Origin of the sequence: Methylophaga sp. OBS3 (genome assembly GCF_026319325.1) — a bacterium.
Lineage (GTDB): Bacteria > Pseudomonadota > Gammaproteobacteria > Nitrosococcales > Methylophagaceae > Methylophaga.
Genome location: NZ_JAPDMU010000001.1, coordinates 362,911 through 383,369 on the forward strand (window position 1 = coordinate 362,911; position 20,459 = coordinate 383,369).

22 protein-coding genes are annotated in these 20,459 nt (G+C 42.6%); 11 read left to right on the plus strand and 11 right to left on the minus strand.

What is annotated here, in order from left to right; genetic code table 11:
- Positions 1 to 82 precede the first annotated feature (82 nt).
- The 5 genes from OMP94_RS01735 (at position 83) to OMP94_RS01755 (ending at position 5,996) form a co-directional block, all read left to right on the plus strand.
- Entirely contained in the window at positions 83 to 904 is an 822-nt protein-coding gene (locus OMP94_RS01735; protein ID WP_266275315.1) for a nitrate- and nitrite sensing domain-containing protein, read from the plus strand.
- Positions 905 to 1,299: 395 nt separating this feature from the next.
- Positions 1,300 to 2,706: a CmpA/NrtA family ABC transporter substrate-binding protein gene (locus tag OMP94_RS01740; RefSeq protein WP_266275317.1), complete on the plus strand. Its 1,407-nt coding sequence runs from the start codon at positions 1,300 to 1,302 to the stop codon at positions 2,704 to 2,706.
- Between the two features lie 73 nt (positions 2,707 to 2,779).
- Complete coding sequence (locus OMP94_RS01745; protein ID WP_266275319.1) at positions 2,780 to 3,802, plus strand: ABC transporter permease; 1,023 nt, start codon at positions 2,780 to 2,782, stop codon at positions 3,800 to 3,802.
- Between the two features lie 8 nt (positions 3,803 to 3,810).
- The gene (locus tag OMP94_RS01750; RefSeq protein WP_266275321.1) at positions 3,811 to 4,602 is read left to right on the plus strand and encodes an ABC transporter ATP-binding protein; all 792 of its coding nucleotides are present in this window, start codon (positions 3,811 to 3,813) and stop codon (positions 4,600 to 4,602) included.
- A gap of 206 nt (positions 4,603 to 4,808) precedes the next feature.
- Positions 4,809 to 5,996, plus strand: a complete 1,188-nt coding sequence (locus OMP94_RS01755; RefSeq protein WP_266275323.1) for an MFS transporter — start codon at positions 4,809 to 4,811, stop codon at positions 5,994 to 5,996.
- On the opposite strand, the gene OMP94_RS01760 is transcribed toward OMP94_RS01755, so the two are convergent.
- Together OMP94_RS01760 and OMP94_RS01765 are read right to left on the minus strand one after the other, a co-directional pair.
- Positions 5,993 to 6,520, minus strand: coding sequence for a hypothetical protein (locus tag OMP94_RS01760; protein ID WP_266275325.1), 528 nt, complete (start codon positions 6,518 to 6,520; stop codon positions 5,993 to 5,995). The genes OMP94_RS01755 and OMP94_RS01760 overlap by 4 nt on opposite strands.
- 35 nt (positions 6,521 to 6,555) lie before the next feature.
- Positions 6,556 to 7,128: a YqaA family protein gene (locus OMP94_RS01765; RefSeq protein WP_266275327.1), complete on the minus strand. Its 573-nt coding sequence runs from the start codon at positions 7,126 to 7,128 to the stop codon at positions 6,556 to 6,558.
- A 287-nt stretch (positions 7,129 to 7,415) separates the two neighbouring features.
- Here OMP94_RS01765 and OMP94_RS01770 point away from each other — a divergent pair, with 287 nt between their 5' ends.
- Together OMP94_RS01770 and OMP94_RS01775 are read left to right on the plus strand one after the other, a co-directional pair.
- The gene (locus OMP94_RS01770) at positions 7,416 to 7,889 is read left to right on the plus strand and encodes a cupin domain-containing protein (protein ID WP_266275329.1); all 474 of its coding nucleotides are present in this window, start codon (positions 7,416 to 7,418) and stop codon (positions 7,887 to 7,889) included.
- 124 nt (positions 7,890 to 8,013) lie between these two features.
- Positions 8,014 to 8,985, plus strand: coding sequence for an HPP family protein (locus tag OMP94_RS01775; protein ID WP_266275331.1), 972 nt, complete (start codon positions 8,014 to 8,016; stop codon positions 8,983 to 8,985).
- On the opposite strand, the gene OMP94_RS01780 is transcribed toward OMP94_RS01775, so the two are convergent.
- Positions 8,982 to 9,158, minus strand: coding sequence for a carbon storage regulator (locus OMP94_RS01780; protein WP_266275333.1), 177 nt, complete (start codon positions 9,156 to 9,158; stop codon positions 8,982 to 8,984). The two genes, OMP94_RS01775 and OMP94_RS01780, sit on opposite strands and share 4 nt — an antisense overlap.
- Positions 9,159 to 9,215: 57 nt before the next feature.
- Complete coding sequence (locus OMP94_RS01785; RefSeq protein ID WP_266275335.1) at positions 9,216 to 12,764, minus strand: autotransporter domain-containing protein; 3,549 nt, start codon at positions 12,762 to 12,764, stop codon at positions 9,216 to 9,218.
- Between the two features lie 316 nt (positions 12,765 to 13,080).
- Here OMP94_RS01785 and OMP94_RS01790 point away from each other — a divergent pair, with 316 nt between their 5' ends.
- Entirely contained in the window at positions 13,081 to 13,866 is a 786-nt protein-coding gene (locus OMP94_RS01790) for a response regulator transcription factor (protein WP_266275337.1), read from the plus strand.
- Positions 13,867 to 14,024: 158 nt separating this feature from the next.
- A complete protein-coding gene (gene sugE, locus OMP94_RS01795) occupies positions 14,025 to 14,342 on the plus strand; it encodes a quaternary ammonium compound efflux SMR transporter SugE (protein WP_266275339.1) in 318 nt (105 codons plus the stop codon).
- Here sugE and OMP94_RS01800 read toward each other — a convergent pair whose 3' ends face one another.
- From OMP94_RS01800 to OMP94_RS01820, 5 genes are all read right to left on the minus strand, one after another.
- Entirely contained in the window at positions 14,343 to 14,846 is a 504-nt protein-coding gene (locus OMP94_RS01800) for a YgjP-like metallopeptidase domain-containing protein (RefSeq protein ID WP_266275341.1), read from the minus strand.
- Between the two features lie 118 nt (positions 14,847 to 14,964).
- Complete coding sequence (locus OMP94_RS01805; protein WP_266275344.1) at positions 14,965 to 15,252, minus strand: DUF3144 domain-containing protein; 288 nt, start codon at positions 15,250 to 15,252, stop codon at positions 14,965 to 14,967.
- 39 nt (positions 15,253 to 15,291) lie between these two features.
- Positions 15,292 to 15,642: a cupin domain-containing protein gene (locus tag OMP94_RS01810; protein WP_266275347.1), complete on the minus strand. Its 351-nt coding sequence runs from the start codon at positions 15,640 to 15,642 to the stop codon at positions 15,292 to 15,294.
- A 594-nt stretch (positions 15,643 to 16,236) separates the two neighbouring features.
- Complete coding sequence (locus tag OMP94_RS01815; RefSeq protein WP_266275352.1) at positions 16,237 to 16,659, minus strand: hypothetical protein; 423 nt, start codon at positions 16,657 to 16,659, stop codon at positions 16,237 to 16,239.
- Positions 16,659 to 17,003 (minus strand): winged helix-turn-helix transcriptional regulator, encoded by a 345-nt coding sequence (locus tag OMP94_RS01820; protein WP_266275354.1) that lies wholly within the window; start codon positions 17,001 to 17,003, stop codon positions 16,659 to 16,661. The genes OMP94_RS01815 and OMP94_RS01820 overlap by 1 nt, the downstream gene beginning before the upstream one ends.
- Positions 17,004 to 17,138: 135 nt before the next feature.
- Between OMP94_RS01820 and OMP94_RS01825 the strand changes: the two genes are divergently transcribed.
- A complete protein-coding gene (locus OMP94_RS01825) occupies positions 17,139 to 17,465 on the plus strand; it encodes a hypothetical protein (RefSeq protein WP_266275356.1) in 327 nt (108 codons plus the stop codon).
- Entirely contained in the window at positions 17,462 to 18,244 is a 783-nt protein-coding gene (locus tag OMP94_RS01830; RefSeq protein WP_266275360.1) for an SDR family oxidoreductase, read from the plus strand. Before OMP94_RS01825 ends, OMP94_RS01830 begins: the two co-directional genes overlap by 4 nt.
- A gap of 64 nt (positions 18,245 to 18,308) precedes the next feature.
- Here OMP94_RS01830 and OMP94_RS01835 read toward each other — a convergent pair whose 3' ends face one another.
- Positions 18,309 to 18,782 carry a cupin domain-containing protein gene (locus OMP94_RS01835; RefSeq protein WP_266275362.1) on the minus strand — a complete coding sequence of 158 codons (474 nt, stop codon included), beginning with the start codon at positions 18,780 to 18,782 and terminating at the stop codon, positions 18,309 to 18,311.
- Between the two features lie 272 nt (positions 18,783 to 19,054).
- On the minus strand, positions 19,055 to 20,065 hold the full coding sequence (locus OMP94_RS01840) for a catalase family peroxidase (RefSeq protein WP_266275364.1): 1,011 nt from the start codon (positions 20,063 to 20,065) through the stop codon (positions 19,055 to 19,057).
- Positions 20,066 to 20,459: the final 394 nt, after the last annotated feature.

Below are 20,459 nucleotides of genomic sequence, written 5' to 3' on the forward strand. Positions count from 1 at the left end.
TTTTTATTGCCTTTTACTTTCATTATCCCCCCGCTGAATGTAGATTATTGCTTGCAACGAGCGAGATGAAACATTCACACCAATGAACTCATTAACCCCAGATGATCGTGCGCAAATCAAAGCTGGTTTGCACCTCATCAAATACATTCAAAGAGTCATCGTACTGGCGCAGCAGCACCGTGGTATGAGTAATACTTTGATGCAGGGGAACGAGGCATTAAAACCAGAGTTACTCGCCGTACAAACAGTGCTTGATCAACTAGTTTCCAACAAAAGCAGAAAAAATGTACGCATAAAAAGCGAACTGAAAGTTTTCCCTGAGTGGAAATTAGTCGCCAAGGCTTGGCCAAAACTCAGAGATAACGCACTCTCAAAGGAATGGCAGGTTCATACGCTGTTTCGCGAGCACAATGTCCTGATTGCCAGACTACTGACGTTACTGGAAGAAGTTATCCAGCAATATCATTTGCAAGCCATCATGTTGGATAAGGTTAATCACGCGCTAACGGTTTGTGTGCATACCCTAAAAGTTGCTGAAAACATCGCCCAACTTCGTGGCATTGGTTCAGGTGTCAGTACTAATCCTGTTGTTGAAAACAGCGATAAGCTGATGCTGGACTACTTGCGTAATTCCGTTGTTGAAAACAGTGATCTGTTATTTAACGAGTTAATGCAGATCGCCACACCATTCCTGAAAAAACAGTTGGCCATGTCTAGCCAGTCGATTCGCGACAGTCTCAATACCTTGCTCAAAGCCATTGATGGCATGATGCTTAATCAAGCCGAATTTAATATGTCGACAAAGCAATTCTTCAATATGGCGACGATTCCAATTGATGGCTTACAAGTCGTCTTTAATCTCATCATTAACACCATCGCTGAACAATACGCCATCACCGTTTAAACGATAGTTTGTTGTTCACAATTTCCATAATCTGATGCATTTAGTGGGCAGTTTTTGCTGACCGAGAATCTTTGCTCAGAGACTGAGATATTTCAGAAAGTACCCATAACTTATTATTCTGCAAGCAGACGAAGAAGCACCGTAAACATTCATAAGACAAATATTTGCACCATTTCTGTGCGTAAAATGTTGTTAGGTCAGGTTTTAGGCTTAAAAAATTAACTGTCTAACTTTTATATGTTATTGATAGTAAAGTATTTAATTTTGAATATTTATATGTGGCATAAATAATGCTTTTTTACTTACGAAAAAATACAAAGGTGTATTTAGCTTGACCAAACGACCAGCAAAAAATATGCGATTTGATTCATCAGAAATTATTTATCTTGGAGTTTATGATGCAGCCTAAATTCAAATTTTTAACCCGCATTAATCTTGCGAAAGTTATTGCGAGCGCTGGTCTGATTTTTTCGGCCAGCTTATTACCAACCTCATTTATCCATGCAGCACCTGGCGAAGTCGAAAAACCAGATCTCAAGTTTGGCTTTATCAAACTGACCGACATGGCACCTTTGGCGATTGCTTACGAAAAATTCTTTTTTGAAGACGAAGGTTTGTACGTCACCCTGGAAGCACAAGCAAACTGGAAAGTACTGTTAGACGGCGTTATCGATGGCACTTTAGATGGTGCTCATATGTTAGCGGGTCAGCCATTAGGTGCGACGATTGGTTTTGGTACTAAAGCAGACATCATTACTGCCTTTAGTATGGATCTCAATGGTAACGGCATCACAGTTTCAAATGATGTATGGGAACAGATGAAACCAAACATTCCTGTTGGTGCTGATGGCAAACTTCAACATCCAATTAGCGCTTCTGCTTTAAAGCCCGTTGTTGATGCGTATAAAGCAGAAGGTGAGTCCTTCAAAATGGGCATGGTGTTTCCAGTCTCAACCCATAACTATGAATTACGTTATTGGTTAGCTGCTGGTGGTATTCACCCTGGTTATTATGCGCCACACAAAGGTGATGTCAGTGGTCAGTTGCAAGCAGACGCTTTGTTATCAGTAACGCCACCACCACAAATGCCTGTGACAATGGAAGCGGGCACCATCCATGGCTACTGCGTTGGTGAACCATGGAATCAACAAGCTGTGTTTAAAGGTATTGGTGTGCCTGTGATTACCGATTACGAAATCTGGAAAAACAACCCAGAAAAAGTATTTGGTGTCAGCAAACAATGGGCAGAAGAAAATCCAAATACCCATATTGCCGTTGTCAAAGCGTTAATTCGTGCAGCAGCGTGGTTAGATGAAAATAACAATGCTAATCGCAAAGAAGCCGCAAAGATCCTGTCTCAAAGTAACTATGTTGGTGCTGACTACGAAGTCATTGCCAATAGCATGACCGGCACGTTCGAATACGAGAAAGGCGATAAGCGTGAGGTACCGGATTTCAATGTGTTCTTCCGTTATAACGCTACCTATCCTTACTACAGTGATGCCATCTGGTATCTGACCCAAATGCGTCGTTGGGGTCAAATCTCAGAAGCCAAACCAGATAGTTGGTACATGGATATGGCAAAACAAGTTTATCGTCCAGATGTCTATGCCATCGCCGCTCAAGAGCTGATTGAAGAAGGCAAACTGCCAGCGTCAGCATTTCCTGACTTTGCAACAGAAACCGGTTTTAAACCTGCTCAAACTGAGTTTATTGATGGTGTGACTTATGACGGTACACAGCCAAATGCTTACTTAGAACAGTTTCCAATTGGTTTAAAAGGTGATGCGCTTGTTGAATAAGCGGCATCAAGAAACAGTCATCCCGCCTGAACAAGGCGGGGTGTTTAACTCTCAATCAAGATGAAGAGCCATTATGAAAGATAAAACAATACGCTTTCTCGAATTGATTGGTTTTACCTGGTTTGTACCGGTAGTGAAGCTAGTCTCTGGTGAGTCCCCAAAACACCAACTACAACAATTAGCAAAAATGGTTGGGGTGCCTTTATTTGCCATCGTGGTATTTCTATTTTGCTGGCACATTGGTGCTGCAAAAATTATTACCAGCCTAGGTCAAGTGCCAGGCCCAACACAGGTTTGGGAGCAAAGCGGCGTATTACTTGATGAACATCATCAAGAGCATGAGCGTGAAGCGGCTTTTTATGAACGTCAGGAAAAACGCAACGCCGATAAATTGGCTAAAGATCCTGAAGCCGAAGTCACGATCCGTCCTTACACCGGTAAAGCGACCTTTATTGATCAGATCTTCACCAGCTTATTTACCGTATTTGTTGGCTTTTTATTGGCCACATTAATTGCAGTGCCAGTCGGTGTCATCGCGGGTTTGTCTGACACGATTTATTCGGCTTTAAATCCACTTATTCAGATATTTAAACCCGTATCACCGCTTGCTTGGTTACCGATTGTGACCATGGTAGTCAGTGCATTATATGTTTCTGATAATCCCATGTTTGAAAAGTCTTTCGTGACTTCAGCGATTACTGTGACCTTATGCTCTTTATGGCCAACACTTATCAATACTGCGGTCGGTGTGTCGTCTATTGATAAAGACTTAATTAACGTTGCCAAGGTATTACGTCTTAACTACATCACCACCGTCTGGAAAGTCGTTATTCCAGCATCCATCCCGATGATTTTTACGGGATTACGTATCTCTCTAGGTATCGGCTGGATGGTGCTGATTGCCGCAGAAATGCTGGCTCAGAATCCGGGCTTGGGTAAGTTCGTTTGGGATGAGTTCCAAAATGGTAGCTCAAGTTCATTGAGCCGAATCATGGTGGCGGTATTAACCATCGGTATTATCGGTTTCATTCTCGACCGATTCATTCTGAGCTTCCAGAAATTTTTCTCATACGATAAAAACGCGGTCATTCGCTAGGAGTCAACATGGATAAGTATCTTAATATTGATCACGTCAGTATCGATTTTCCGACACCGAATGGCCCGTTTCGCGCCTTGAATAACGTCAACCTGAAAATTGATAAGGGCGAATTTGTCAGCATCATTGGTCACTCGGGTTGTGGTAAATCTACTGTGATGAACATCGTTGGTGGTTTGCATAAAGCCACAGAGGGCGGGGTGATTCTCGAAGGTAAAGAGGTTAATGAACCGGGTCCTGATAGAGCGATTGTGTTTCAAAATCACTCGCTATTTCCATGGCTGACTTGTTATCAAAATGTCGAGTTAGCCGTGAAATCGGTATTTGGTAAAACCCGTAGCAAGCAAGAAATCAAAGACTGGGTTGAGCACAATATCGAACTGGTCCATATGAGTCATGCCCAACACAAAATGCCAGCTGAAATCTCTGGCGGTATGAAACAGCGTATTGGTATCGCCAGAGCATTATCCATGGAGCCGAAAGTTTTACTGATGGATGAGCCGTTTGGGGCGTTGGATGCCTTAACTCGGGCGCACCTCCAGGATTCATTGATGGAAATTCAGGCGGAACTGAATAATACCGTCATTATGATTACCCATGATGTTGATGAGGCAGTATTGCTGTCAGACAAAATTGTCATGATGACCAACGGCCCCGAGGCAACCATTGGTGAAGTGATGGAAGTGAAACTCCCACGACCACGCAAACGTTTGGAGTTGGCCGATCAAGCCGATTACAACCATTATCGTTCAGAAGTTATTCACTTTTTACATGAGCGTCATGCACGCAATGTTGCCTAAGTTTTGAGTAAGCTCCTAGCAAGTTAATTGTCGGACTTGCAAAAGTAATTAGCCCCTTAATTGGGGCTTTTTGCTGTTAACTGATAAGCTGGGGATTCCAGTTAAGGCTGGTATTCAATGAAGAATTGCTGCCTTTTTGACAATCGGTAACGGCACCGTAACCACATCTGTGTTACATTGCGCGCCATTCTTCAAGATCCAAATGTATGACTTCCTCAAATAATTCATCTTCTTATTCACTCATCTGGGTGATTTTTGCTTTGGCAATTGGTGGTTTCTGTATCGGCACAACTGAGTTTGTCGCTATGGGACTAATTCAAGAAATCGCACTCGACTTGGATGTCTCAATTCCATCTGCTGGCCATTTCATTACTGCTTATGCCTTAGGCGTAACGGTTGGGGCGCCAGTATTAGCGATTTTGGGTGCGAAACTACCTCGTAAAAGTTTATTACTCGGATTAATGCTGTTTTACGGTATCGCCAATGCCTTTACCGCATTAGCAAATAGCCCAGAGACAATGCTTATCAGCCGGTTTATCGCGGGCTTACCGCATGGTGCTTACTTTGGTATTGCCTCATTAGTCGCAGCAGATTTAGCCGGCCAACATCGCCGTGCCACAGCCATTGCCCAAGTGATGATGGGTTTAACCATTGCTAATGTGATTGGTGTGCCGTTTGCGACGTGGTTAGGTCAGTCATTTGGCTGGCGTACCGGTTTTGAGTTTTCTGCCATGATTGCATTGGCAACCATCCTTGCCATCAGCTTTTTTGTACCCCGCATTAAACCACATGCCACGGCCAGCTTCCGTGCCGAATTGGCCGGCTTTAAAAACATCAACATGTGGCTGACACTGGCGATTGGCGCTATTGGTTTTGGCGGTATGTTTTCGGTTTACAGTTATGCATCGCCGATTTTGACCGAATACACCGGCGCCAATATTAAAGTTGTGCCGTTTGCCTTAGCCGTATTTGGTACCGGCATGGTGATTGGTGGTTTGGTGGCCGGCTGGCTAGCAGACAAACACCTTAATAAAACGATTGTTGGTGTTTTGGTCAGCTCGTCGGTGGCTTTTGTTATCGCGGCGCTTAGTATGAATCAGCTATACAGCGCGATTGCTGCTTTATTTTTAATAGGTTTCACCGTCACCGGTTTGGCTGGGGTATTACAGATCCGGTTAATTGATGTGGCTGGTGAATCTCAAGCTTTGGCAGCTTCATTAAATCACTCAGCTTTTAATGTCGCTAATGCCTTAGGGGCATTTTTAGGTGGCTTTGTGATTAGTCAACAAATGGGCTGGATTGCGCCTATCTGGGTCGGCTTATTTTTGAGTCTGGCAGGTTTGGCTATTTTTAAGCTGGCATTAAGTGTGGAACTGCGCACTGCCAGAGTTTAAGAGAGCGGAAACGCCATTTCAGCATAGTGCTGTCCGTAGACAATCTCAACGCGTAATCGGTCACCGGGTTGGGCGTACTTTAGCGGATCAGTGACCTCACTGATCCATTGTGCTGCCTGTTTTTCTGGGACATAATTGCACACATCACCGACAGCCCAATGGAAATAGACTTCTTTACGTTTCTTTTCGGCCAGTAACTGTTTATCGGTGGTTTCTGGAATAGGGATATACGAGCTAAAAATTTCTAAGCCACCTTGCTGCTCTGGATCATCAGCAAAAAACTCTAATGAAATATCCCAGCCACGCACTAAACCGGCATCACTATCACCACGCTCAATACTAAAACCATACATAGCCAACGTATCTGATGATAATACGGGCAATACTTGTAAGGCAGCCTGCACATTTTTGATTGCTTGCTGATCTTGTTCTGATAAACCATCAAGGGCTAACAACCAGTCGCCGAGGGCAATAGCGGTTTGTAAAAGTGGTTGATGATCTTGGGTGAGCTTAATATGGGGCATGATGATTTCTATAACGATTTAAAAAAGCTTGGTGGCTAAAACAATAAGATTAGCCAAATGATGATAACGCCAACGAGTAAGCCTAGCGTGACTTTAAATTTATGGCGTTTAAATAAGTCTTGAGCGGCATCGCCAAATTGCCAGACCAGCCAACCCACTGCGGCATATCGAAGCCCACGAGCAATAAGAGTTGCGACCAAAAATAAGGTAAATGAGTAGCCTACAGCACCAGCAGCCAACATCGCTAACTGAAAGGGAACAGGGGTTATCCCAACACTCAAAACATACCAAAACCCATTGAGATTCATTTGGTGTTTTACAGTTTGAAATTGCTCGGCAGTCCACAACAACTCAACCAACTGTGTGCCTATGGCTTCAAAGATAAAAAAGCCAATAGCATAACCAGCAATAGCGCCGATAACACAACCCAACATAGCTGCCATGGTAAGCATCCAAATCTTTTCTCTGCGAGCCTGCATTGCTGGAATTAAAACGGCTTCAAGCGGGATCGGCACAATCAGCGATTCAAGCAATGACGCTAAGGTCACGCCCCAAAATAAATGGCGAGAGTGAAGAAGTGGCTCTATAAAAGCCCGAAGCTTATTCAAAAGAAAATCCTAAAATTTGGCTCAAAAAAAATCCCCATGCCTGGGGATCATTCAATGAAATAAATCTGACGCTAACTATTGTACCGATCTGTGATGCATAAGTTCTTTTCAAGGCGTAATACGCGTAACTGATTATTCAAATAGCTAAAGCCAAATTCCTGATAAAAATTAAGCATTATCCTGATTAGTTCGCGTGTTTATTACCAGTTATTAAATTCGCTGTCTTTGTAAAAATTTACCTACTCAATTGCTTTTATTGAGCATGTAACTTCTTTAGGAGAAAAAGAATGAGACTGTTGTTAATGCCGTTATTGTTTTTGATGAGTTTTGCTACGTTTGCTAACGATATGATTGAGCGGATGGCTGTTGATGAAATGCAATCTTTCCGTGCAGACGATATTGTATGGAATGATGAGCCGTTATTACCACCTGGTGCGCAAAGCGCCCTAATTATTGGCGATCCGTCAAAACCGGGGGTATTCATCGCATGGCTTAAATTTCCAGCAAATTATCCAATCCCTGCACATACACATCCCTTTACTGAGGTTATCACGGTGTTAAAAGGTAGTTTAGGTAATGGTATGGGGGAAGTCTTTGATAAGTCTTCAGGTGAGACGCTTCAAGTTGGTGAAAGCTTTGTCTTGCCAGCAGGACATGCTCACTACGTTTGGACCAATGAAGAAGAAACCATTGTCGAGCTTATTGCCACAGGCCCATGGGACATTAGCTATATTGACCCAGAGGATGATCCTCGTCAGTAATTGTCACATTCTACGCTGTGGGGCTGAGTGACCGCAGCGTGCAATAACGTGGCTGCTAAAGTTGTTGTCGTTGGGAAGTTTATTTTAAATAAGTATAATGCTTGCCTATTTTTATAGTATCCGAATGTCCATACTAAACTTCCTTAAGCAAACTGCCCTGTGGCTTGGTATAGAGCAAAATAAAACAAGTCACAGTGAGAAGCTGATCTCTACACTGGGGGCAACGATAGGTATTGCCCTCACCATACTGTTGACGCAGTGGATATCTAAATTCATACCTTTAAGTACAGAAGCGGGGTTGTTGATAATCGCTTCTTTTGGGGCAACCGCTGTGTTGGTTTTTGCAGTGCCCCATGGTGCGCTGTCTCAGCCATGGCAAGTATTAGCAGGCCATCTGTTATCAGCATTTGTTGGTGTCAGTTGTGCTTATCTGATGGGTGCCACTGTCATGTCAGCAGGTCTGGCTGTCGGGCTCTCTGTCGGCGTGATGTATTACGCCAGATGCATTCACCCTCCAGGTGGTGCGACAGCACTAAATGCTGTCATGGGGGGAGCGGCCATAACAGACTTGGGTTATAGCTACCTCGTCACACCGGTGCTACTAAATGTCGGGACTATCTTGATAGTAGCGTGTTTATTTAATGCATTATTTCACTGGCGCCGTTACCCGGTACATTTAGCATCATTTGGCTTAAAACCCCAGAAAACGCCTTTTTCTGACGAAGATTTTCCACTAACAACAGAAGACTTTAATGCCGCAATTCGTGAGCTGGATTCATTTGTTGATCTCACTGAGGAAGGGCTAAGTGAGCTCTTGGAAAAAGCGAAACTCAATGCGGCTCAACAGAGTGAGCATCCAGAGAAGATAGTCGCTGGTCGTTTTTACAGTAATGGCAAAATTGGCTACCAGTGGTCTGTTCGGATGGTGATAGATAGCGGTATAGAAGGGCACAAAAATGACGTCATTATCTATAAAAATGTGGCTGGCAGCGGGCTTTATGAAACGGGCATGTTAGACCGAGAAGCATTTCGATACTGGGCAAAGTATGAAGTTTATGAACATAACGGTATTTGGTTAAAAGCCAATAAAAACTAATTTTTTGTGAGCAACTCTTGGTCTTTTTTTTGAACGTCGCCACGTTCGATATGTGTAGTCTCAGGCGCTTTAATAGCGAGTCTGACTTGGTTTCCTTTAACGCTAATCACTGTCACAGAGACGCTTTTACCGATTAAAAACGCCTCCTTGGGCCGTCGCGTTAGAATTAACATTGCATCTCCTTGTGCTTAAGCAAATCTATTCATGACGCGCCATTGTTCCATTAAGGTTTAAAACACCACTCTCAAACTGACATTGGCATATTCGTCTTGATAGCCGTTTCGGGTAGTGATGTTATAGCCTGCTGAAATATCGGTGCCATTGTTAAGCTGATAACGTGCCGAGACACCGGCATCGTATTGCCACTTAGCAGGTTTAATACCCCGCGTTTTGAACTGAGCACCGCCACCGGCAAATGCAGCGGTTAAATCTGAACGGTCAGCCATCGCGTCATAACCGACACTGGCACCCAGACCCACAGACCAGTCATTAGCAAGGATATGGTTAGTTCTTACCCCCAACCCCATCAGCAAACTATCAGCACTGTCATCTTCTACATCTAAGCTGAAGAGGGCGCTGCCTGATTCACGATAGTCATCGACTTTGACATAAGTGTAATCAGTAAACAGATACGGACTCACCGAAGTGGTATCACTCAGGTTAAATCGACGGGCGAGTTCGGCGCCCAATTGGGTATGCCAGCTGTCGTAATCCGCTTGTGCCACATCACCATTAAAAATCACCCGTCGACTGTCATAATCAGACAAACCCATGCCGGCTTTGAGTTTGAGGGTTGTGGTGTCATCGATTGTTTTGGTGGCATAGAGACTGGCGAGATAACTATCGACTTTGACATCTTGCGAGCCACTACCGGCACGGCTTTCAATCTTGCTATCGATATAAGAGAACGCCATACCCACATTTAAGGAATCGGTGAGGGCTGTATCAGCCCCTAATGCCATACCATGATTATCAATGTCATAACCAGACACACGATGGCGCTGGTCTTGGTCAGCCCAACTACCGAATGGGGTAAACCAGACATGTTTATTGGTGATGAGGTTGTTTGTTATTGCTGCTTGACGAGAATCAACCACGCGGCTGAAGGAGTCGACGATATCGGTGGTGGCCTGTGCGATGGCACCTGACATGGCTGGCAGAACCGATTCCACTGCACCGGCAACTTGTTGTTGGGTGGCAAGGGGTAATAGGGCACCGGCAATAGGGCTAAACGGATCATCAGTAATGACGTTATCAAGTGTGGTTGCCGCACCAAAAGTGGCGGGATTGGTCATTTGTGATAGTACCGAGTTTGTTGCTGATAAAGACAGGGTTAAATCGATGGTATTACCATCTTGTACAGCGCCAAAATCAAATAATCTGGAGTTGTCGGCAACGTTAAAGCTGCCATCAGAGACAAGGGTGCCTGCTGTGACTACATCTTCAAGTAGACTGGTTGAAAACGCATAATTGGGGTCTGTCACATCGACAAAAATAGCGGCATTGGATGCAAATGTGGCGGTACCGGCGACATTTAAGCGGCCAAACGTCGAATCATCAGCAACACCGAGAGACAATACACCGGCGTTGGTTTGAGTGTAATCTCCACCCAGCGCTAAGGTGTCGCCGCTATGAATATCCAGTACACCACCGTCAGTGGTGAGTGTGCCGCGATATCCGGTTAAGTCACCGGTAAAGCGAGTCGTGCCGGCCAATAAATCAACTTGACCATAATTACTTGAACCTGAAATATCAGAAGATAACTGGTAGTCAGTCTCGGTGTGATTCAACACAAGGCTACTTGTAGCAGAAATCAATACAGTACCTGTTAATGTACCTGCACCAACAGCCGTCTCACCACGCGCGGCGCCAATATTGAGGGTTCCTGATCTATTTTGTAAGGCTTCGTTACCAACTTGGTATGCTGTCGCACTGACACTGGCGCCATTACTAACGGATAGAGAACCATTATCATTGTCGAACCCAACACGTATATTTCCAGTGCTTTCCAGGCTGGAACCAACCCCATCAACCAATACATGATTATCATCATCAATCAAAAGAAAATTGGTTATTACTCGGCCGCCATCCGTGACCCTTAATTCACCACCACCATTCTGATCTACAGTAATACTATCGGCTCGTAAAAGTGAGCTCGCGCCATCAACCTTAATAAAGCCTGAAGAATCAATAGGGCCACCACCGATGGTCAGTATGTCGTTAGTAATAAATGTACCGCCATTGGTGATATGAAGTTCGCCGCGTATACTTGAGCGGTAGTTAACGGTCAAACTACTATCTGTACCATCGATATTCACGATACCGGTACTGCCGGCTTGGCGACCTAGAAAAAAATAATTACCAGTGGTCACACTGCCGCCATTGGTGATGTTTAGCTCGCCATCGCCATAATTACCAACCGTGAGATCAGCAGCGTTAGTCCAACTGCTATCCACGCCATCAATGTTCAGCGTACCTGAACCGCCTGCATTAGCACCCAGCGTCGCATTGTTTGTTTCGACTGCGCCACCATTGGTTATTGATAACTCGCCATCGCCAGATACGCCTAGTAACATATCGGCTGTACTCAACAAAGAATCCGTTCCATTAACAAAGATTGAGCCAGTACTGCCAGCCACATTGGCAATAAATAAATTACCGCCCATAGTCGCAGAGGCACCATTATTTAGTTGAAGTGAACCATTGCCCTCATCACCTAAAATCATGGTTGTTGCGACAGCAAGCTCAGAATCAGCACCGTCAATTGTTATGACACCATTACTTGACGAAAGATCTCCTACATGGACGTTATTGGCTGATACAGCACCACCGTCAGTGATATTAAGTTGACCATTGCCCTGCTCACCAACCATAAGTTCAAGGTTGATCGTTAAACTGCTGCTAGCCCCATCCACGACAACAAGACCATTACTATCTGTTTGGGCGCCAATGATGGCGTCGTAGGCACTCACGTCACCACCATTGGTAATACTTAACTCACCATTACCTGCAACACCAGTGGTAAGGTTATCGAGAATAGTCCAACTACTATCCGTACCATCAACGGATACCAAGCCAGTTCCACTCGTGGACTGACCAATACGGGCAAGTGCGCTATCAACGCTAGCGCCATTAGTGATTTCGAGGGTGCCATCTCCAGCATTACCAACTGATAACACACCGGAATCAAAGATTGAGCCGCTGCCATCAACAGTGACAAGGCCAGTGCTGCCTGCTAAATCTCCGATGAAAGTGCTACCGCTAACATCTGCATCCCCACTGTTAGTTATATTGACGGTGCCATTACCTTCAGAACCAACGGTGAGGATTGTTGTTGTAAAAAGCGAGTTATCAACATTTAACAAGCCACTACCCGTTGGTAGTCCACCTAAGCGTGTCTGTCCGGCAACTAAAAGGCTATTGCCGTTATAAACGCTTAGAGTGCCACCATTATCTAAACCAAGTGTTAAGTTGGATATGGTATGCGATGAGTTTCTGACTTCGGCTTCGCCGCCGTTATTGATGCTTACGTCCACATTACTCGGAACAACGCTTCCGATATCCCAGTTTGCTCCATCATTGAAGTCGCCTGTGTCACCAATCCATTTTGCCGACCATGCCGTATTGGACTGAGCAAATATGCTTGTTGTGATAATGGTTGCAGCGACTAGCGGTGTAGGGCGGGAAGCATTGTTTTTGCTTTTTCCTTTAGCAAGTTCACTGACGGCGATCCAAGTCTGAAGCGTGTCACTCCAGAGTGTTTTAAAAATTCTGTTCATATTCGTCTTTACGTTGTCATTACCAGTGTGGTTGAACATGAACGGTTAATTAGCGAGAGTTGCATCCATGCTCTGAGCCGTGCATTATCGATATGTAATGCAGCATATTTCCCTTTATCGCCGACAATCTTGCCAAAGTTTGGTCAAATCGAAGTTTTTTTCAAATTATTGGATTGTCATTCGGCGACAACAAACGGCTTATAGCAGCTAGGCTGGTTAATAAAACGTTTGTTCATCAGTGCATGTTAGGTAAATGCAAACTGCTGTGATAGTCACTGATCAGTGACACTTTTAGTTGTTGAGAGTAGAAACGGACATGGAAGACATTCAAAAAAAAGCGATTCACAATCTTTGGGATGAGATGGCTGCAAGTAGTGCATCACGTTCACTGGATATGTTGGATACGACTTTAGGCAAGCTCGCCAACATTGTAGGCGCTCAGCAAGCCTACTGGATCGGTGCGCTGCGTATTGATGCGATTGCTGATAATGATCCGGCTTATGGCTGGCGGGCACGTCATAATTATTATCTGAAGCACACTGCCGAAAGAGAGGCGGTACGCAAAGAGCATTATCGTCGTCTTGACAGTGGTCAGGTTGACCCAAGCATTCTGGCAAATATCAAACATGCCGGTAATTTTAGGGTGAATATCAAACATGAGATGGTGCCACCAGAATGGTTTGAGTCAGAGTTTTATAAAACGTTGTTTGTGCCGTTTGAAATTCGTGACGTGATCTTTGTTGCCACGCCAGTTAGCCCTGATGTCGAATCATGGATGGTGTTTGAGCGTTGTGGTGATGATGCTGATAATTTTGGGGAAATTGAGCGCCAACTGCTCGACTATGCGTTACGTCCAACCCAATGGTTTCAAAAGCAACTTACTTTGCATCATGGGATCTACCTTGCCGAAGAAACCCTGACACCGGCTGAACGTCGCGTGTTAAGTGGACTGTTAACTGACAAAACCGAAGCTGAGATTGGTGAGGAATTGAGTTTAAGCCAAAGTACGGTTCACACATATTGTGTTCGTATTTGTCGCAAGTTTGGTGTGCGTGGACGTAGTGGGTTGATTTCATTATGGCTGGGTGAAACGCAAGATTAGGCTGCGTTTGATAACGCTGACGAATCTCAATCAATGTCACGGTTGAGTTCGCTAATTGCTAACTAAAATCCGCTGTGCTAGTTTACGCGCCGACGCTTGGGGACGACCCCAAGATGTTTTGTTAACTAGCGGGGACGACCCCATTTTGAGGTGTCGTTATGAACTGGTTAATTCTTATCTTTGCAGGCTTACTTGAAGTTGTTTGGGCAGTCGGGCTCAAATATACCGAAGGTTTCTCAAAGCCAATTCCCTCAATAATCACCATCGCGGCCATGCTGGCGAGCGTTTATTTTCTGAGCGTTGCGATGCGGTCATTACCGTTAAGTATTGCTTATGCCGTGTGGGTTGGTATCGGCATGATTGGCGCTGTGATTTTTGGTGTGTTGGTATTTAAAGAGCCTTTAACACTATTTAAGCTGGTGAGTTTGCTGCTGATCACAACAGGTATTATCGGGCTAAAGCTGTCATCAGCTTAATTATTGGTACAGCTCACCAAATAACGCTAAATGCGTGAGATAGAGGCGGGTATCAAACTCTAGTTGATGGTAGTTAGGCTCCATGTGCATACAGAGTTTGTAAAACGCTTTGTTGTGCTCTTTCTCTTTCAAATGCGCGAGTTCGTGTACCACAATCATGTTTAAAAACTCAGGAGGAGCGGTTTTGAAAATGCCGCCAATCCGCATCTCGTTTTTGGCTTTGAGTTTGCTGCCTTGAATACGTGTGACGTAAGTATGTAAGCCCAATGCATGATGTAATACATCTAATTTGTCGTCATAGATAACCTTGCTTAGCGGGCTGGATTGGCGCAGGTATTGGTTCTTTACGTCCATGACAAAGCCATACAGGGCTTTGTTGGTTTTGATGTCATGTGTCTCTGGGTATTTCTTGAGTAGAAACTGACCTAGCGTTTTGTTGGCAACCGCTGTTTCGACTTGGTCGAGTACCGGAGCAGGGTAGCCATTGAGATATTTTAGGTTCATAAGCAGATTGTTTATTGGCTACCGGATTGGGTGATGTTGAAGGCTATTTTACGAGATTGAGGCAGATACAAAAAAGCCGACTTAAAGCCGGCTTTTTTAATGACTGTGTGACCAGCGCTTATTTGGGATTGTACTCATCAAAGCGATCGATGTATTCATCGAGATTCGTCACCATCATTTCTGCAAAACGCTGAGCGAAATACTCAATGATTTTGTCTTTTTCCTCTTTTAGCTGTTCAGCACTTTCAAATTGCGGTGCTGTGCTAAATACATTAAAACGTGCGGCAGAAAACAGTAATGCCGAATTTACATTTTCGGCTTCTGTGTCTTGATGCTGCTGGTTAGCAAGGTCAATAAACTCATCACAACGTTGTTGAAACGTTTTTTCAGGGGCGTTTTCGCTCATTTTCTCTCTCGTTCGTTATAGTTAGTTTTGGTATTTGGATTAACCAAAAATAGACTTTACACGATTGACCAAAATTTTCACCCGGCACAAGAAACATTTAATGAATTTGCCGTCTGCGTGTTTGAAGTGTTTTTTGAAGTTTTTGGTCACTTCCCATGTGCCTTTGAAGCCATTTGGGAAAATAACCAAATCACCGGCTTTAAAGCTCACCGCTGGGCTGCCATCTTCTGGTGTCATCACACATTCACCCTCAAGGATGTATGCATATTCAGTGGTGACAAAGTGCCAAGGAAAAATTGAGACTTCTTTTTGCCATGTCGGCCAGTGTTTCACGCCGAGTTTCTTCAGTTTAGCTTCGCTTGGGTTGCTTTCTACGATGATTTGTTTCATGTCACTGCCTAATCTATTCACACCGACAATCGATATGATTTCAAGGGAAAGTAGGGTACGTGATTAGCGGTGATTTTCATAGAAAAGATGCCTCTTTAAGCAGTTAACCATGCAGCATCTAAGTCCGACAAACAAAGTAAAGTTTCATGACTATTAAAAGAGCTTTTGATAAAGGTGCTAAGGCTGATGACTCTGCGAGAAAGTAACAAATCCCATGTTTTAATTAATTTTATCTGGCCTCTATAGATTTAATTGATAGTCACCCGAATGATGAGGTAACAGCGCCTGATTGAGGCAATTAAAAGAGAAGGTATCTCAGAAAAAAAAGCTTTATTTGCGGCATTAGAACCAATGAAAAAAGCTAAATTTCAAGATGTAAATTGCTGGTGTAAGAATTAAAGCTTTGTGGTTTATGCAGTGGACAAACTTGAAAAGACCTATCAAGTTATTTTAGACGACCGCTAATCTAGCGATTGAAGAATGCGTTAGATTGCATTAGAAAATAACAATAAATGGCTTTTTATATTGTGTCTACTTGGCTCTAGACAATAGAAAGTCGAGGTAAGTAGTAGTCGATATTTCCTAATTAAAAATTTATTCTCGCAGTGTTTTCCAGGTTAATGAATCGATACTTCTGGAGAGTTGAGCACTTTCCCTAAAAATACACTCCCCAGATAAGTTTGAAAAATCTCCGTTTCTTCTCGCAAAAACTGTATAACCAATTACTTCACTTTCAGTAGCAAAAACGATCACATTGTGACTATCTGATTTGAGAGCATTTGTGTGCTTGTCAACATTCCATTCAAACCCTAAGGCCTCGCTACTTTGCTGATTGTATGGGCCAAAAAAGCAAACTTTTCCCCACTCATCTCCTGCTAAAGTTGAAAAATCTATCGATTGTCCTTTTGTTTCTTGCAACGCATTGAAAATTTCATCTTCTAATACACTTGATAAAAGGTATTGTTCACTGCAACCCAACAATGGTCCCAACATGATTAAAAGAAATTTTCTAATCATCAATCTTGTTGTTTCATAATTTCTTTATTATCAGCCCATTTCAGCATTGCATCTAGAACAGGACATAAAGATTGACCCCAGTCCGATAATCGGTATTCAACTTTGGGAGGAACTTGTTCATATACCCTCCTAATAACAACACCATCTTTCTCAAGCTGACGCAATTGTTGACTTAACATCTTCTGGGTGATGTTTGGTATCGATGCTTCTAACTCAGAAAAACGAAGAATTTTCCCTCCAAATAAATGAAATAAGATTAATAACTTCCATTTTCCCTCTAATATTTTGAGAGCTTCTTCAACACCTGCTGCTGCAGTAAATGGTGTCCAGTTTTTTTCTGCCAAGTGATGCGTCCTTAAGCCAATAAAACCATATAACTTACTAATAAGTAAGTACATTACTTTTCTGTGCGTACTTGTTTTCTTATGACCAAAGTTACATTCTTTTTCTATAAATTGGAATTTAATAGGAAGATAAGCATGCTCACTGAACTACCTTTGCCAATACAATGCTTTTTCAATGCCGAGACTGTTAGCCCAGATGCTGTAGCAATGTGCTTCGATAAAAATGGTGAGGTTAAGGATGAAAAACAAACGTATAGCGGATATGACGCAATTAAAAAGTGGCATTATGAATCTACAAAAAAATATAGCTACTCAGTAACGCCTATCAGTTTTGATAATATTGCCAACCACATAATCGTGTTATCAAAGGTCTCTGGTAACTTTGACGGTAGCCCAATCAAGCTGCGGTATTTTTTTAGTTTAGTTGGTAACAAAATTTCTTCATTGGAGATCTGCCAATGAGTTTTGAACTAAATCTCAATTCAAAAAAAGCCTTAGTAACTGGCTCAACAGGTGGGCTCGGTGAATCAGTAATTAAAAATCTAATGGATGCAGGCGTTGATATTATTGCAACAGCAAGGTCTAAACCAGAACACCTTGATGATAGTGTCAACTTTATATCCAGTGATCTTTCTAGTGCTCGTGGTTGTGATGAGCTGACTGAATCAGTTATTCAAAAATTTGGCTATGTAGATATTCTTATACACATTCTAGGCGGATCTTCAGCACCATCTGGAGGTTACGCGGTACTTGATGATGTTGAGTGGGAAAAGGAAATTAATCTTAATCTCATGTCAGCGGTTCGTCTCGACAGAGCATTAGCGCCTGTAATGGTTTCAAGAAAGTCAGGTGTCATACTTCATGTAACCTCGATTCAAAACCGACTCCCTTTGCCAGAATCAACAACAGCTTACGCAGCCTCAAAAGCTGCATTGTCCACGTATAGTAAAAGCTTATCAAAAGAGATTTCACCTAAGGGGGTTCGTGTTGTTCGTGTTTCGCCTGGCTGGATTGAAACAGATGGAGCTATCAAACTGGTCGACAGAATTTCAAAGGGTTCTGAAGTAAGTTACGAACAAGCACGACAGATGATTATGGATTCTTTGGGAGGGATTCCTCTGGGGAGGCCTGCACAGCCAGCTGAAGTTGCAGACTTAATAACATTTTTGGTCTCATCACGGGCATCATCAATTACGGGCGTTGAATATGTAATTGATGGCGGAACAATACCTACTGTCTAAATTCCACTATATTCATTTCTATATACATCATGGACGCCTAATGATTTAGGCGTCCTTAACGATGTTACTTTCTTGGATCATCACTAGGGTTGATGTAGGTTATATCCCACGGACCAGTCGCTATCAGTTCAACGATAGTCTCTTCACCATTTGTCCAAACATAGTGGGCGTGCCCGGCGGGAAGTACAAAACTTTCACCCACATTTAATGTTTCACCTGATTCTTTATCAAAAACCTCTCCCATTCCATTTCCCAAGCTTCCTTTAAGTACTGTAATAACTTCTGTAAAGGGGTGAGTATGAGCTGGGATCGGATAATTAGCCGGAAATTTCAACCAAGCAATAAAAACGCCTGCTTTAGATGGGGCTCCAACGATAAGAGCACTTTTGGCACCTTTTGGAAGTAAGGGTTCATCATTCCAGATTATTTCATCAGCACGAAATGACTTCATTTCTTCCGCAGTCATTCGTTCGATAGAGTCTTGAGCAAAGACAGAGCTAGTTATAAGCAATAAGATGGAGGATAGATAATATTTCATTTGCATTTTCCTTAATTTTAGCTATGGATATAGGGAAATGTTATTTTTCCAAACATGATGAAAATACTCACCTGTTAAATGCATCAAATCTTATAAGGAAATGTCTTTTAATTAGTAAGTATTTTCCTTGATGTTTTTTTTGGTTAAATTTTATGTTGTTGATTATTTTTTTATTAAAAATATTGTTATCAATAATAAATCTATTTTTGATGTTGGTTAAACAAAAAAAGCACCATATTGGTGCTTTTTTGTGAACCTGAAATCGTTATGAATTAATTTCCAGATAGTCTTCTTCCAAAGCTAACTGCGTAAGCGCCAGGCCTGCTTAGAAGAATTGGATCATTGCTTGGTTCAATCCCCTCAGGCAATGCAAGAGGGTTAAACATGTTGTCTTTTTCAAACATGACAGCATCTTTAACCATACCTGTTAATGTAATTGTTCCAAGCTCCACCTTTTCTCTTGAATCAGGCCAAATAACAGTGGGGTCATCAATCGGGTCGCCATCTTCTGATAATTGAACAAAAATTTTGTATTCAATATTGGCGTTACTTAGTTGTTTTGGTAGACCAGCCATAAGGTAATCTTCAGATAAACCTTCTTGTTCTTCTTCAGTCAAAAAGGCCGTTCCTACAGTTGGTTCTATAAAATACCTGCCATATCTTTCTACACCAGCATCATTTATGAATTTAAAAGCATTGACCCCATAAAATGGTTGTGTAGCAAAACTTTTAGGAGGCAATTTTGGTATTTCAACGAAGGTTTTAGCCGCTGGATGTTTGTCTAAGAATAATGCTATTGGTGACGGGGAAGGAGAGTCAGGTGATGTCTCCGCTATCGCCTTTAGCAAACCTAAAAAGTCTTCTGGTGTTGCTGCTGGGAAGCCATTGACAGAAATACAAACCAAATCTGTATAACCTTCATCTCCTAAATCGAATCGTATAGCCATTCCTTTAGGAAAGGAGCCGGGATTGTTGTCACCAATATTTGGTACGCCAGTGGCATTTGAGTAACGAACTATAATTGGACTTGAGCTGCCAACAAGGTGCAGAGCATTACTGATGCTTTTAGCTGTTGGGCTAGGCGTGAAGTAGCCCTCGGCAACGACTCCTTTCGCATGATTTTTTCGAATGCCGGGATGTTCTCCAGCAAGTTCAGTCATTGTGTTAACAAGTTGTTCTATTACTGGTGTGTCTTGTTCGGTTGCCGATACGACAATTGTATGTAGTCCTAAAGCAATTCCTGCAGCAATATTAAAAAATGTTTTTCCGTATTTAATCGACATAACTTTCTCCAAGTTAAGATGATGTGATTATAGGTGTTGGAATGAATTCCTATTGCCAGAACCAGCTTCGTCTTTGAAGTGTAATTAACTCTTAAATAGGTTATTAATTATTATTTAATTAATTAAATATAATCAATATGATTATTTAACTTTGTAACCCAGTAGTTTCTCTTATAAATATAAAGGAAATTCCTTGGTTTAAAGTTGGCTAGATAAATATAAAGGAAATAGTGTTAATGAGATTCTGTTAAGTTCAGACTTTTTTAGACGATTAACAGCCATTCAGCAAAAGGTTATTTTGTGCAAAGAATCGGTGGCTTTTCGAATCAAGAAAACAGATGACGTTGATAGGGCTCTCAACTTCATAGAAGTTAATTAAATGGATTATCTTTAA

Coding starts and splice junctions, on each gene's coding strand:
- OMP94_RS01735 (WP_266275315.1), top strand. CDS start 83: ATGAACTCATTAACCCCAGATGATCGTGCGCAAATCAAAGCTGGTTTG.
- OMP94_RS01740 (WP_266275317.1), top strand. CDS start 1,300: ATGATGCAGCCTAAATTCAAATTTTTAACCCGCATTAATCTTGCGAAA.
- OMP94_RS01745 (WP_266275319.1), top strand. CDS start 2,780: ATGAAAGATAAAACAATACGCTTTCTCGAATTGATTGGTTTTACCTGG.
- OMP94_RS01750 (WP_266275321.1), top strand. CDS start 3,811: ATGGATAAGTATCTTAATATTGATCACGTCAGTATCGATTTTCCGACA.
- OMP94_RS01755 (WP_266275323.1), top strand. CDS start 4,809: ATGACTTCCTCAAATAATTCATCTTCTTATTCACTCATCTGGGTGATT.
- OMP94_RS01760 (WP_266275325.1), bottom strand. CDS start 6,520: ATGCCCCATATTAAGCTCACCCAAGATCATCAACCACTTTTACAAACC.
- OMP94_RS01770 (WP_266275329.1), top strand. CDS start 7,416: ATGAGACTGTTGTTAATGCCGTTATTGTTTTTGATGAGTTTTGCTACG.
- OMP94_RS01775 (WP_266275331.1), top strand. CDS start 8,014: ATGTCCATACTAAACTTCCTTAAGCAAACTGCCCTGTGGCTTGGTATA.
- OMP94_RS01780 (WP_266275333.1), bottom strand. CDS start 9,158: ATGTTAATTCTAACGCGACGGCCCAAGGAGGCGTTTTTAATCGGTAAA.
- OMP94_RS01785 (WP_266275335.1), bottom strand. CDS start 12,764: ATGAACAGAATTTTTAAAACACTCTGGAGTGACACGCTTCAGACTTGG.
- OMP94_RS01790 (WP_266275337.1), top strand. CDS start 13,081: ATGGAAGACATTCAAAAAAAAGCGATTCACAATCTTTGGGATGAGATG.
- sugE (WP_266275339.1), top strand. CDS start 14,025: ATGAACTGGTTAATTCTTATCTTTGCAGGCTTACTTGAAGTTGTTTGG.
- OMP94_RS01800 (WP_266275341.1), bottom strand. CDS start 14,846: ATGAACCTAAAATATCTCAATGGCTACCCTGCTCCGGTACTCGACCAA.
- OMP94_RS01805 (WP_266275344.1), bottom strand. CDS start 15,252: ATGAGCGAAAACGCCCCTGAAAAAACGTTTCAACAACGTTGTGATGAG.
- OMP94_RS01810 (WP_266275347.1), bottom strand. CDS start 15,642: ATGAAACAAATCATCGTAGAAAGCAACCCAAGCGAAGCTAAACTGAAG.
- OMP94_RS01815 (WP_266275352.1), bottom strand. CDS start 16,659: ATGATTAGAAAATTTCTTTTAATCATGTTGGGACCATTGTTGGGTTGC.
- OMP94_RS01825 (WP_266275356.1), top strand. CDS start 17,139: ATGCTCACTGAACTACCTTTGCCAATACAATGCTTTTTCAATGCCGAG.
- OMP94_RS01830 (WP_266275360.1), top strand. CDS start 17,462: ATGAGTTTTGAACTAAATCTCAATTCAAAAAAAGCCTTAGTAACTGGC.
- OMP94_RS01835 (WP_266275362.1), bottom strand. CDS start 18,782: ATGAAATATTATCTATCCTCCATCTTATTGCTTATAACTAGCTCTGTC.
- OMP94_RS01840 (WP_266275364.1), bottom strand. CDS start 20,065: ATGTCGATTAAATACGGAAAAACATTTTTTAATATTGCTGCAGGAATT.